This window comes from Corallococcus sp. AS-1-6 (genome assembly GCF_020037015.1).
Classification (GTDB): Bacteria; Myxococcota; Myxococcia; order Myxococcales; family Myxococcaceae; genus Corallococcus.
The window spans coordinates 18143-31712 of sequence record NZ_JAIQDE010000007.1; the positions used below are offsets into that span (position 1 = coordinate 18143).

General features: G+C 71.5%; 9 protein-coding genes. All 9 read left to right on the plus strand.

What is annotated here, in order from left to right:
* Positions 1 to 14: 14 nt before the first annotated feature.
* The 9 genes from K8612_RS11655 to K8612_RS11695 all read left to right on the plus strand — a co-directional run bounded on the left by K8612_RS11655 (position 15) and on the right by K8612_RS11695 (position 13553).
* Positions 15 to 1019 carry a carbohydrate kinase gene (locus K8612_RS11655; RefSeq protein WP_223762320.1) on the plus strand — a complete coding sequence of 335 codons (1005 nt, stop codon included), beginning with the start codon at positions 15 to 17 and terminating at the stop codon, positions 1017 to 1019.
* Between the two features lie 78 nt (positions 1020 to 1097).
* The gene (locus tag K8612_RS11660; RefSeq protein WP_223762321.1) at positions 1098 to 2387 is read left to right on the plus strand and encodes a DNA polymerase beta superfamily protein; all 1290 of its coding nucleotides are present in this window, start codon (positions 1098 to 1100) and stop codon (positions 2385 to 2387) included.
* Positions 2384 to 3172, plus strand: a complete 789-nt coding sequence (locus tag K8612_RS11665) for a DNA polymerase beta superfamily protein (RefSeq protein WP_223762322.1) — start codon at positions 2384 to 2386, stop codon at positions 3170 to 3172. The genes K8612_RS11660 and K8612_RS11665 overlap by 4 nt, the downstream gene beginning before the upstream one ends.
* A gap of 96 nt (positions 3173 to 3268) precedes the next feature.
* A complete protein-coding gene (locus tag K8612_RS11670) occupies positions 3269 to 5533 on the plus strand; it encodes a serine/threonine-protein kinase (protein ID WP_223762323.1) in 2265 nt (754 codons plus the stop codon).
* Between the two features lie 89 nt (positions 5534 to 5622).
* Positions 5623 to 6615, plus strand: coding sequence for a glycine--tRNA ligase subunit alpha (gene glyQ / locus K8612_RS11675; protein WP_120619333.1), 993 nt, complete (start codon positions 5623 to 5625; stop codon positions 6613 to 6615).
* Positions 6605 to 8704: a glycine--tRNA ligase subunit beta gene (gene glyS, locus K8612_RS11680; RefSeq protein ID WP_223762324.1), complete on the plus strand. Its 2100-nt coding sequence runs from the start codon at positions 6605 to 6607 to the stop codon at positions 8702 to 8704. Before glyQ ends, glyS begins: the two co-directional genes overlap by 11 nt.
* A gap of 167 nt (positions 8705 to 8871) precedes the next feature.
* On the plus strand, positions 8872 to 10401 hold the full coding sequence (locus K8612_RS11685) for a YncE family protein (RefSeq protein WP_223762325.1): 1530 nt from the start codon (positions 8872 to 8874) through the stop codon (positions 10399 to 10401).
* Between the two features lie 2 nt (positions 10402 to 10403).
* Positions 10404 to 12632 carry a hypothetical protein gene (locus tag K8612_RS11690; protein ID WP_223762326.1) on the plus strand — a complete coding sequence of 743 codons (2229 nt, stop codon included), beginning with the start codon at positions 10404 to 10406 and terminating at the stop codon, positions 12630 to 12632.
* A 63-nt stretch (positions 12633 to 12695) separates the two neighbouring features.
* A complete protein-coding gene (locus tag K8612_RS11695) occupies positions 12696 to 13553 on the plus strand; it encodes an FHA domain-containing protein (RefSeq protein ID WP_223741335.1) in 858 nt (285 codons plus the stop codon).
* Positions 13554 to 13570 lie beyond the last annotated feature (17 nt).

The following is a 13570-nucleotide window of genomic DNA, read 5'->3' on the forward strand; positions in this document are numbered from 1 at the left end:
CCAGGGGAGCTGTCATGCACGAAGCCGGGCCGCTGGACGTGGTGTGTGTCGGCGAAACGCTGGTGGACTTCCTTCCCGTGGCCGGCGGCGCCTCGCGCGTGCGGGACGTGGAGGCCTGGAAGCCCTCGCCGGGTGGCTCCCCGGCCAATGTCTCCGTGGGGCTCGCGCGGTTGGGCCTGCGCTCGGCGATGGTGGGCGTGGTGGGCTCCGACGAGTTTGGCCACTTCCTGCGCGACCGGTTGGCGGCGGACGGCGTGGACGTGAGCCGCCTGCGGCAGGTGGACCACGCGCGCACGGGCCTGTTGTTCGTCTCACTGGATGCGCACGGCGAGCGCAGCTTCACGTACTTCCGAACTCGTTCAGCGGAGTTCCTGCTGGATGACTCCGACGTGGACGGTGGCTTCGTGCGGCGCGCGAAGGCGCTGCACTGCGGCTCCAACTCCCTGCTCCTGCCACCAGCGCGCGAGGCCATGGTGCGCATGCTCACCCTGGCCCGCGATGCCGGGATGCTGGTGAGCTGTGATCCGAACCTGCGGCTGCACATGTGGACGCAGCCCGAGGAGCTGCGCGCCCTTTTGGGGCGCATGCTCCCGTTGTGCACGGTGGTGAAGCTGTCCGAGGAGGAGATCCACTTCGCGACCGGCGAGCACTCGCCCGAGGCGGCCCTGCACGTCCTGGCCGCGTGGGGCGTGCCGCTGCCCGTGGTGACGCTGGGGCCTCGCGGCGCGGTGTTCCTCTGGCGGGGGGAGGTCCTCTCCGTCCCCGCGCCCCAGGTGACGGTGGTGGACACGACGGGCGCGGGGGATGGCTTCGTGTCCGCCATGTTGAGCGGCCTGGTGCGCGGGTACGGCGACGCGCGCTCGCTGGCGGAGGCGACACGCGAGGAGCTGGTCGCGCTGATGACCTTCGCGGCGGGCGTGGGGGCTCGGGTGGTGACGAGGCTGGGCGCGGTGTCGGCGCTCCCCCTGGCCTCCGAGGTGGAGGGGCTGTTGCCCGCCGTGCGACGCATCGCGCGCTGACGGGAAGCGCCGTGCCGGGTCAGGCTCCCGTGCTTCGCTGCGTCCTGCGTGGCCCACCATCCCATCCAGGAGGGACCGATGAGTGACACCCGCGAGGCTTCTTCCTCCGCTCCGGCGCGCGTCCGGGGGCTGGAGCAGATCGACCGGCTGTCGGTGCCCCTGCCGCATGGCACCGAGGTCACCACCCGCGTGGAGCGCGTGGCGTCCGGGGGGCGCCGCATCCCCCAGGGCGTGGTGGGCCGCGTGGTTCGCGCGCATGACGGGGGCTTCGACGTACAGATTGTCGGCGTGGGCGAGGTGTGGTTCGCCCGCGACGAGCTGGTGCCCCGGCGCGCGGGACAGGTGCAGTTCGCCCAGCGGCGCGAGGCGGCCTGGAGCGCGCTGCGGCCGTGCGTGGTGCTGGAGACGCGCGTGGGCAGTCACGCCTGGGGACTCGCGGACGAGCGCTCCGACGTGGACGTGCGCGGGGTGTTCGCGCTGCCGCTCCCGTGGACGCTGGGCCTGGGGCAGCCGCCGCAGGACCTGGTGAGCGCGGATGGCAGCACCACGTACTGGGAGGTCCGCAAGACGGTGGAGCAGGCGCTGCGCGCGGATCCGAACACGCTGGAGACCCTCTTCGTCCCCGGCGCGACGGCGGTGGACGAGCTGGGCACGTGGGTGCTGGAGGCGCGCGAGGCGTTCGTCTCCAAGGCCATCTTCGGCAGCTTCGGGCGCTACGCCATGAGCCAGCTCGACAAGCTCACCCGCAGCCAGCGGCTGGCCGAGCACCGCGACCTGCTCCTCGCGTGGCTGTGCGAGGAGCCCACGCCGGACCTGGACGAGGTGGCCCGCCGCCTGGCCGCCGTGTCCCCCCGCGCCGCGCCCACGCCCGAGGACGGGGTGCTCGCGGCCAAGACGTACGTCAAGCAGCTCTACCGCTCGCTCTGGGACCAGGGGCTGCTCGCGGCGAACGACTTCGCGGCGCTCACGGCGTACGCGCGCGGTGGGGGCCAGCGCCCGCCGTCCGCTCGGGAGCTGCGGCCGAAGAACGCGTACAACCTGCTGCGGCTGGTGGCGCTGGCGACCGGCTGGCTGCGCGACGGCGTGCCGACCTTCGAGGCGACGGGAGCGTTCAAGGCGCGGCTGCTCGACATCAAGGGCGGAGCGGTGCCCCTGGAGGACGTGCTGCGCGACGCCGAGGCCATGGCTCCGGCGCTGGAGGCCGCGCACCGCGAGAGCCGGCTGCCGGAGCATCCGGACTACGCCCGCGCGGACCGGCTGCTGCGGCGTGTGGGAGACGAGGTGGCGCGGCGCTGGGTCTTGAAGACGCCCGGTCCGCTGGGCCGTGACGCGCCGGAGGCTCCGGCGCTGGAAGGAGGGACGGAATGAAGGGCAGGGTGACGGAACATCAGGAGCGCATGGCGGACCGCGTGCTGGACGCGGAGTCCCTCCTGCGCGAGCACCTGGTCATCTCGCTGTCCGGCGCGCATGCGTATGGCTTCCCGTCGCATGACAGCGACCTGGACCTCAAGGCCATCCACATCGCGCCCACCGCCGCGCTGCTCGGCCTCCAGCCCCGGCACGTGCCGGCGGAGCGGCTGGAGGTGCTGGAGGGCGTGGAGGTGGACTACTCCTCCAACGAGCTGCAGCCCGTGCTGCTGGGCATCCTCCAGGGCAACGGCAACTACATCGAGCGGGTGCTGGGCGCCATCACGGTGCGGGCCCTGCCGGAGCTGGAGGCGCTGCGGCCCCTGGTGCGGGCCGTGCTGTCGCGCCGCGTCCACCGGCACTACCGCGGCTTCGCGCAGGGACAGCTCCGTGAATGGGAGAAGAGCGGATTCCGCTCCGTGAAGAAGTTGCTGTACGTACTGCGCACCACGCTCACCGGAACGCATGCGCTGCGCACGGGCGAGGTGGAGACGGACGTCACCGGCCTGCTGGAGCCGTATGGTTTTGGCGAGGCCCGTGCGCTGGTGGAGCGCAAGCGGAGCGGGGAGCGCATCGAGCTGACCGACGCGCTCAGCGAGCAGTGGCGGGGGGAGGTGACGCGCGCTTTCGCCGTGCTCGACGCGGCGGACGCGGCCTCCGTGTTGCCCCTGGAGCCACCCCCGCCGGCCGTGGCCGCGCTCGAGGCCTGGATGCTCGACGTGCGGCGACGGCGGTTCGGCGCCTAAACCGCTTTCTCCGGGCTCCTGGCCCGGGGGGAGCGGCCTGTCTGGAAAGACGGTCATCGACCTGGGAGGGTTCGGCGGGTAACATCCGCCCCCGCCATGAGTACGCAGGGAGTCGCCGGAGACGATCCCGACCGGGGGCGGCGCATTGGAAAGTACGAGATCCTCACCCGACTCTCGATGGGCGGGATGGCGGAGCTGTTCCTCGCGTACACCTCCGGGCCCGGTGGCTTCCGCAAGTTCGTGGCGGTGAAGCAGATCCTCCCCGACATCAAGAAGGACGATCAGTTCGTCAAGATGTTCCTCGACGAGGCGCGCATCACCGCGGCCTTCTCGCACGCGAACATCGGACAGGTGTTCGACCTGGGGGAGGAGGACGGCGAGCTGTACCTCGCCATGGAGTTCCTGCCCGGCCAGAACCTGGAGCAGGTGGTGAAGATGGCGGAGCGGCGCAAGTACGCGCTGCCTCTGGGCTTCAGCGCGCGCGTGATGCGCGACACGTGCCTGGGCCTGCACTACGCCCACCACTTCATGGACCCGTCCGGCCGCCCCGTGGCGGTGGTGCACCGCGACGTGTCCCCGAAGAACGTGATGATCACCTACGACGGCGTCGTGAAGGTGATCGACTTCGGCATCGCCAAGGCGCGCGGCAAGCTGGGCCGCACGCAGGTGGGCACCGTGAAGGGGACCAGCGGGTACATGTCCCCGGAGCAGGTGCGCAACAAGGACCTGGATGGCCGCAGCGACCAGTTCTCCACCGGCGTGATGTTCCACGAGCTGCTGGCCGGACAGCGCCTGTTCAACGCGCCCGGCGAAGCCGCCGTGATGATGCAGATCGTGGACGGGGACATCCCGGCGCCGCGCTCGCTCAACGCGGCCGTGCCGGAGGCCCTGGAAGCGGTGGTGCTCAAGGCGCTGTCGCGCGATGCCACCCAGCGCTTCGGCACCTGCCGGGAGATGGCGCGCGCCATCGAGGCCACGCTGGGCGCCGAGCTGTTCGACGAAGACCAGATGACCGCCGTGATGGGCGAGCTCTTCGAGGAGAAGCGCCAGAAGACGCGCACGCTCCTGGAGCTGGCCAGCCGCGCCGAGGACGCCCGCGTCAGCGAGGCCGCCGGTGCGCTCCAGGTGGAGGAGGGGGGGGACCAGGCCTCCGCCGCGGCCACCGCGCAGGTGAAGTCGCCGCACGCGGAGGCCCCTGCCGCGGACGCCGCGGCGTCCTTCAAGCCCACGCCCGTCCGCCGCGCCGCGGCCGAGTCCGCGACGCCCGCCCCCCGCGCGACCCCGCGTCCCGCGAACGAGGCCGTGGAGGCCCGCGCCTCTCGCGTCAACACGCCCACCGTGACGCCGCGAGCGCAGCGGCCCTCGGGCTCGGACGCGGCGCCCGTTCCCCGGGTCATCCGTCCTCCCGCTGACGCCGCGCGGCCGCCCGCAAGGGCTCGTCCCAGCGCGCGGCCCGAGCCCACCGAGCCGCCCTCCGACGGGCTGATGGATCCGCCCAGCGAGCTCCAGACCCAGCGCTTCAAGGCCCGTCCGGTGCGCGGCACCTCGCGGCCTCCGCGCCAGGTGGAGGAGGCGGAGTCCGTTGAAGCGCCCCCCGTGGCCCCGCCCCGGCGCGAGGGCTCCGGCTGGGGCATGCGGTTGTTCCTGCTCCTCCTGCTGGGGGGCGTGGCGTACCTGGCGACGCTCGAACCCGTGCGCCGGCTGTTCATGCCGGCGTTCGACTCCGCGAAGCAGTGGGTGAAGGCGGAGCTGGACCCGGCTCCCCCCGTGGACCCCGCCGCGAACGGACAGTGGCCGCCGAAGCCCTCCGGTCCTCCGCCGGGCTTCGTCCAGAAGACCACCCCCGAGCCCGAGCCCGAGCCGGCGCCCGTGGAGGCGCCGACCACGCCCGAGCCGGTGGTGGACGCGGCGCCCGCCGACACGAAGAAGACCCCCGCCGCCAAGGGCGTACGCCGGACGAAGCCGGCCGTCACGCCGGAAGCGCCCGTGGTGGCGAAGGTGGAGCCGCGCCCCGCGAAGCCCGAGCCCTCGGCGCAGGTCCCGGAGCCGGTCACCACCGTCACGCAGACGGAGGCCCCGGAGGTGCTCGACACGACCACCTCGAAGGGCGCGGCGAAGGCGGGCCTGGGCTGGCTGACGCTCTACACGGTGCCGAAGAACGCGGCCGTGTTCGACGGCGCCACGCAACTGGGCACGTCCCCGTTGATCAAGTTCCCCCTGCCCATCGGGACGTACCGTCTGCGCGTGGTGGACCCGCAGGACCCCGGCGGTACGAGCAAGCTGTTGTCCGCTCCCATCCGTCCCGGAGAGGTGACGAAGCTGCAGATTCGACTGGCCGACCTCCCGGCCTACTCGAACTGACCGCCGTCCTTGACGCTCCTGGACCCCCTCACTAGGGTCCGCCGCGTTCCGCCTTCGCCTTCGACGCACTGCGAGAAGGACTCGCCATCATGTATTTCCAGGACCTCATCCTCACGCTCCAGAAGCACTGGGCCGACCAGGGATGCATCGTCACCCAGTCGTACGACACGGAAGTCGGCGCGGGCACGATGGCCCCGTACACGTTCCTGCGCGTGCTCGGTCCCGAGCCGTGGAACGTCGCCTACGTGCAGCCCTCGCGGCGCCCCGCTGACGGCCGCTTCGGTGAGAACCCGAACCGCCTGTTCCAGCACCACCAGTTCCAGGTCATCCTCAAGCCCGCGCCGAAGAACGTCCAGGAGCTGTACCTGGAGTCGCTGCGGAAGGTTGGCCTGGACCCGCTGGAGCACGACATCCGCTTCGTCGAGGACGACTGGGAGTCCCCCACGCTGGGAGCCTGGGGCCTGGGCTGGGAGGTGTGGTGCGATGGCGAGGAGGTGACGCAGTTCACCTACTTCCAGCAGTGCGGCGGCTTCGACTGCCGTCCCGTGGCCGCGGAGCTGACGTACGGGCTGGAGCGCCTGGCCAGGTACCTCCAGAACGTGGAGAGCGTCTTCGACATCGAGTGGGTCAAGGGCGTGAAGTACCGCGAGGTCTTCCACGCGAACGAGGTGGAGATGAGCAAGTACGCCCTCCACGAGTCCGACCCGCAGATGCTCTTCACGCTGTTCGACGCGTACGAGAAGGAGTGCAAGCGGCTCATCGAGCGCCACCTGCCGATGCCCGCGTACGACTACGCGCTGAAGTGCTCGCACACGTTCAACCTGCTGGACGCGCGCGGCGCCATCTCCGTCACCGAGCGAGCCAACTTCATCAAGCGCGTGCGTGACAACGCGCGCCTGTGCGCGGAGGGATATCTCCAGATGCGCGAGCGGCTGGGCTACCCGCTGATGAAGACGCCGTGGACCGTGGGTGAGCAGCCGCCGGTGCTGGAGGGCAAGCCCGCCAGCGACTACTGGAAGACGGTGCAGCTCAACAAGCCGGTGGAGAAGAAGGAGAAGTCGGAGGTGGCCCGTGGCGCGTGATCTGCTGCTGGAGGTCGGTGCCGAGGAGATCCCGGCGTCGTTCATCGTCCCCGCGCTGGAGGACCTGAAGCGCGTGCTCACCGAGCGCATGGCCGACGCCCGCCTGAAGCACGGCGAGGTGCGCACGTTCGGAACGCCGCGCCGGCTGGCCATCTGGGTCCGCGACGTGGCGGACGCGGGCGAGGACATCACGAAGGAGGTGCTGGGGCCCAGCGCCAAGGCCGCCTTCGACGCGCAGGGCAAGCCCACCAAGGCGGCGGAGAAGTTCGCCGAGGGGCTCAAGCTGACCGTGGACGCGCTCGGCCGCACGACGACGGCCAAGGGCGAGTACGTGTCGGCGCGCGTGGAAGAGAAGGGACGCCCGGCGAACGCCATCCTCCTGGATGCGCTGCACGCCGCGGTGCACGGCATCAACTTCAAGAAGTCCATGCGCTGGGGGGACGTGGACACGTCCTTCGCGCGCCCCGTGCAGTGGATGGTGGCGCTCCTGGGCGACACGGAGCTGCCGGTGGTGCTGGGCGACGTGAAGGCGGGCCGCACCACCTACGGCCACCGCTTCCTCGCGCCGGGGCCCATCCCGCTGAAGGCGCCCGCGGACTACGAGTCCGCGCTGGAGAAGGCGCATGTGCTGGCGGACCTCGGCAAGCGCCGCGCGTCGCTCGTGGAGAAGCTGCACGCCGCGGCGAAGGGCGCCGGCGGGCAGCTCATGGAGGACGAGGGCCTGGTGGACCAGGTGACGAACCTGGTGGAGCTGCCAAACCCCGTGGTGGGCAGCTTCGACCCGCGCCACCTGGACCTGCCGCCGGAGGTGCTGGTGCAGGAGATGAAGAGCCACCAGCGCTACTTCTCGCTGCTGGACGCGCAGGGGAAGCTGCTGCCGCGCTTCATCGCCGTGTCCAATACGCCGGTGCGCGACGCGCAGTTGTCGCTGCGTGGCTACGAGCGCGTGCTGCGCGCGCGGCTCGCGGACGGGCGCTTCTTCTTCGACGAGGACCGCCGCACGCCGCTGGCCGACCGCGTGGAGAAGCTGGGCCGCGTGGTGTGGCAGGGCCAGTTGGGCACGTACCTGGAGAAGGTGGAGCGCTTCCGCGCGCTGGCGGGCTGGCTGGCCCAGGCGACGGGCAGGGCAGGGGAGGCGGCCACGGTGGAGCGCGCCGCCACGCTGTCCAAGGCGGACCTCGTCACCGGCATGGTGGGCGAGTTCCCGGAGCTCCAGGGCGTGATGGGCCGCGAGTACGCGAAGGCGGGCGGCGAGCCCGACGCGGTGGCGCTGGCCATCTTCGAGCACTACCTGCCCCGCGGCGCCGAGGACGCGCTGCCGTCTCAGGACGCGGGCGCGCTCATCGGCCTGGCGGACCGGCTGGACTCGCTGTGCGGCATCTTCGCCATCGGCAAGGCGCCGTCCGGCGCGGCGGATCCGTTCGCGCTGCGCCGCGCGTGCCTGTCCATCATCCGCATCGTGCTGGGGCGCGGCTACCGCTTCAGCCTGTCCGCGGCGGTGGATGAGGCGCTGCGCCTCTTGGCCCCCAAGCTGGCCAACGTGAAGCGCAAGCCGGGGGAGGCCGCCCCGCGCGAGCAGGTGCTGGAGTTCTTCCGCGGCCGCCTCAAGGCGCTGTGGGGCGAGCAGCACCGCACGGACGTCGTGGAGGCGGTGCTGGCCGTGGGCTTCGACGACCTCGTCGCGGCGCAGAAGCGCCTGGAGGCCTTGAGCCGGCTCGTGGGCCACTCGGACTTCCAGCCGCTCGCGGCGGCGTTCAAGCGCGTGGTCAACATCGTGGAGAAGCAGGGCAGGGACGTGGCCGGCGGGCAGACCAACCCGCTGCGCTTCACCGACGAACCGGAGAAGAACCTCCACACCGCCTTCACCCAGGCGCGCGACAAGGTGGGCGAGCGCGTGCGCGCGGACGACTTCGCCGGCGCGCTCAAGGAGATCACCGGCCTGAAGCCCGCCGTGGACACCTTCTTCGACAAGGTGATGGTGATGGCCGAGGACAAGGACCTGCGGGAGAACCGCATCCGGTTCCTCACGGAGATTGGCGCCCTGTTCAACCAGGTGGCGGACTTTTCCAAGATCCAGGCCGAGGCCTGAGCCCCCCGTCACCGCGCCACGGACGGAGCGTGCCCGTTCCCCCACCAGGGGAGCGGCGCACGCCCTCCGGGCGGGGGCGGATGTCGGCGGGAGGGCGGCCGGGAATAGCGACAGCCCTATTCAGTTGCCCGGGGCAGGGCCGCGTTCCTACACTCCGCCCCCCTCTGATGCGCCTCTACTTCCTGACCCCCGCGCTGCTGCTCCTCGGGGCGTGTTCGCTTGAATCCGAACCGAACCCGCCCCCGTCCACCCGCTTCGTGTACCCCAGCGGGGTGGCGTTCTGGCGCCCTCCGGCGGCGGGAGGCCCCTCGGCGAGCAACGGCTACCTCTTCGTCGCGAACGCCAACTTCGACAACTGCTACGACTCCGGTTCGGTGGTGGCGCTGAACCTGGACACGCTGAGCACGCAGGTGGACGGGCAGGCCGTCATGGTCCCCCACCTGGGCGGCGCGCTCCCGGACTCCGCGCTCTCCTTCGAGGACCTGAGCTCCGCGGACGAGTCTCTGGTGCAGATCCGCAGCTTCGCGGGCGAGCTGGGCCTGTGGGTGAACCCGGCCACGGGGCTGCCGCGCCTGTTCGTCCCCTCGCGCGCGGAGGGCAACAACCTGAACGCGGTGGACGTGAGCGTGGAGGCCAACGGCGCTCCGGTGCTCACCTGCGTGCAGGGCGGCGTGGACTGCCGCGACGGCGCGCTGTCGCTCACCGACGACATCCCGTCCTCCCTCAGTGACGAGGGACGCGCGGGCCTGCCCCGCGCCCCGTCGCCCATCGGCGTGACGGTGGATGAGGCGAGCGGCAACCTGTACGTGACGCACTCGGAGGCGGCGGACTCGCCCGCGAAGTCCAGCAGCAACTTCGAGAACTACCTGGCCACGGTGAAGCTGGACAACCCCACGCGCGACACGCTGGGCTTCATCTCGCTGTCCCCCTCGGGCTACGCCTACGGCGGCTCGGATTCGGTGACGGTGGGCGCGGGCTTCCTCTACGTGACGGGCCGCAACTTCGTGGCCGGCATCAGCGGCACCGTGCCCGGCAACTTCGTGCTGCGGCTGGTGGACAAGAACGACCCCGGCACCATCCTGGAGCCCTCGCTGCAGGCGAGTTTCCGCATCCGCGAGGCGCGCGCGGCGCGCGTGGTGCCCCGCCCGGTGACGGCGGAGGAGCTGGCGGCGCGTCCGAACTTCGTGCGCGAGCGGCTGTACATGCTGGCGCGCGGCCCGGACACCCTGCTCACCATCGACTTCGAGTACGACGCGGTCCCGGGAGGGGCCTCCACCCAGCCCTTCTTCCGGGTGGTCTCCGCGGTGCCCATGCCCGACGGCGTGAGCGACATGCAGGTCATCTCGCGGACGCCGGGCGTGCCCAACGCGGACACCCACATCATCGCGGTGACGAGCACCGGCGACAGCGCGGTGTCCCTCTACGACGAGGCGCTCGGGCAGGTCGTGGCGCAGGTGCCGCTCGTCAACAACCAGAACCAGACCAGCAACCCGTCGCAGGCCTTCGGGCTGACGGTGGACAACCCCGCCGGGACGAACGCGGCGCGGCTGTTCGTGACCAATTTCGGTGACGGACAGGTGGCCATCGTGGACATCCCCGACCTCGGGCGTCCCCAGGACGCGCGGGTGGTGGCGAAGCTGGGCACGCAGCAGCAGCGTGATCCGAACCAGGGCACCAGCGTGTGCCAGGAGAACTGACCTTGAAGCGCGGCTTTCTTGCTGCCCTGTTGCTGAGCGGCGCGAGCCTCGCGCTCGCCTGCTCCGACACCACCTCCACTGCGGGCGCCGCCGGCCTGTCCGGCACGTACGACGTGGTGCTCGCCAACCAGCTCGTCTTCGTCACCTCGCAGGACCGGGATGAGTTGCGCGTGCTGGACCTGACGCGCTCGCCGCGTGAGTTCATCCCCGCGCCCAACCCGCTGGAGCCCCTGGCCATCCCCGTCATCGCGCGGCCGGACTCACTCACGCGCGACGTGGGCTACGACGCCGCGGGCAAGGACGTGTCCGGCCCGTACATCTACGCGCGCAGCTCCGGCGGCCGCGGCATCTCCGTGGTGGCCGCGGACCGCGCGCGCCTCAACGAGGTGACGCGCCTGGCGACCGGCCAGCTCATCACCGCCTTCGCCGCGCACGCCCCGGTGGCGGAGGGCGCGCCGAGCGTCCTGTACTACGCGCTCCAGACCCGCCCGGAGGCCGCCGAGCAGCTCTGCGGTCCCTTCGGCGGCGGGGTGGTGATGCGCCAGGACCTGCCCGGCCCCGAGGGCTTCGACGCGAGCGCGCTGCCTCCGGCGCTGCCCGTCTTCTGCCTCAAGCCGGCGGACACGGTGCTGTCCATGGTCACGCTGCCCGCGCGGGCCGACGCGGCGGACTCGCTGGTGGTCGCCATCCGCAACGTGTCCGGCACCAGCCGGCTGGTGCGCGTCGTCGCGGACGGGGCGTCCGTGGAGGTCGCGTACAAGCGGCCGCGTCCGGCTCCCTACGCGGTGCCCGACTACGCGGACCTGGTGGACATCCCGGCGCGGCTCGTGGCCACGCACCCCAGCTACGAGGTGCAGAAGCCCAAGCTCGACAATGGGACCTGCCCGGCGGGCAGCGAGGAGAAGAGCCGGGAGGACGGGACCACGTACTGCAGCGAGTCCTGGCCCGCGGGCCGCTTCGTGTTCGCGGTGCTGGACGAGCTGACGTGCAACTCGTCTGACTGCGAGGGCGTCATCGCGCTCGACAACGGGCCGGACCCGGTGGCGGCTCCGTCCCCGGCGCCGGTGCTCGCCCGCGACATCACCGGCGCGCCCATGCTGACCCTGCGGCCCACCGCGGGGCTGCCCACCGGCCTCACGCTGCGCACGGGCCTGGAGGTCCGCGAGCTGCTGGCGGACGGCGTGGGCTACACCACCGGTATCCCGCTCCTGGGCATCATGCCGTCGTCCGACGGGAAGATTACCCTCTTCCGCGCGGACGAGCGGCGCGCGTTCAACCTGGACCGCGGCTCCGACAACGTTCCCCTGGACGCGTCCGTGTCCGCGGAGCTGCGCGACAGCAACGAGCTGACGCGTGCGGATCAGTTCCCGGGCATCCTCGTGGAGCAGCCCGGCTGTCCCCAGGTGCAGAACACGACCAACGTGACCGCGTTCCTCTGCAACGGCTCGGTGCCCAACGGGACGTACCGCTTCGTCTTCCAGGGCGTGCTGCCCGGACTGGTGGGCCTCTCGCGCGACCTGACCCAGGAGGACCCCGCGCTCCTCGTGGAGACGTCCGTGGCGACGGCCCGCGGCGTGATCCCGGGAGACTCCATCATCCTGGCGAACAACGCGGGCGCCTGCCCGGCGGTCATCCCCATCCTGCGCCTGGAGGACCAGGGCAACGGCCTCACCCGGCTCTACCCGAACCTGTCCGACCCGGCGGTCGCCGCCGCGGCGGAGCCCTGCGCGTCGTTCCCGTCGTTCTCCGTGCGCGCGGGCCCGAAAGTGAAGCCCTTCGTGCTCTATGCCGGCGCGGAGACCCGCGACAGCTACCTGCAGCGCCTGGACGTCAACGAGGCGTACACGGTCTCCACGTTCCTGGACTACTACTACCACGCGGACGGCTTCGACCTGGGGCTGGACCCGCCCCGCTCGCCGACCACCTTCGCGCCCGCGCCGTTGACGCTCAAGATCACGCCCACCATCGGCGTGGAGAGCCGGCTCAACGCCGGTGACCGCTACCTGGTGACGCTGCTGCCGCGCTTCCGCCGCTACGTCTTCGGCGTGGACACCACATCGGCGAGCAACCTGGCGGTCTACACCCTGCCTTCCTCCGTGGTGGCCACGGACGTGGACGGCTCCAGCCTGGCCTACGTCGCGTACCCCTCGGCGGACGGCGTGCTCCAGGTGGCCCTGGAGTCGATCACCGACAACCTGGACAACCTCACGTATCTCCGGGCGTTCCAGTAACTGGGCGCGCCCGAGCGGCTCTGCTATCGTCCCTCACGTCCAGCATTTCCCGAGCCAAGACCGATGATCGATCAGAACTCCCGTCCCGCACGCAAGGTCGGCATCGCCGAGCACCTGTGGGAGACGTACGAAGAGATGGCCCAGCAGATGGGCTCGGATCGCGACGCGCTCATCAACCAGGCGCTGTTCATGTTCGCGCGCCTCAACGGCTTCATCGACGTGAGGACGAAGGGCGAGCCCGCCGTGGCGGCGGTGCCGTCCGCCGCGCCCGCGCCGGCGGCGCGTCCGGCCGCTTCCACGCCCCCGGCCTCGGCGGCCAAGGGCGCTCCCCCGGTCCTGGCCCCCGCGCCGGCCGCCCGCCCCGCCGCGCGCAACGCGGAGGAGCGGCCCTCCTCCAACGGGCTGGACAATGATCCGGTCCGCCGCGAGGTCGCCGAGCGCGTCCTGGAGACGGCCGCCGAGCTGGAGCGGCTCATCAAGGGCAAGAACGAGCCACCCCCGCCCTCCGCGGACGACATGATCGAGGACGAGGAGGAGCCCCTGCCCGAGCAGGAGGAGCCGCCGCTCGACGACATGCAGGACGAGCCTCCCGAGGAGGCCGAGGAAGAAGAGCCCATGGAGGAGCCGGACGAGGAGGAGGGCGCCGCGCTCTACCTCGTCACGGAGTCCGGCGAGCAGGAGAAGATCGTCAAGGACCGCTACGTCATCGGCCGCGGCAAGCACTGCGACTTCGTCATCAACTCCGGCAAGGTGTCGCGCGAGCACGCCGTCATCGCCCGCGACGGCGGCGACTTCTACATCGAGGACCTCGGCTCCTCGAACGGGACCTGGTTCAACAAGCAGCGCATCAAGCGCCGCAAGGTCGAGGACGGGGACGAGTACTTCATCTGCAGCGAGAAGATCCGCCTCGTCATCCACTGATGCCGGGATGACGCGGG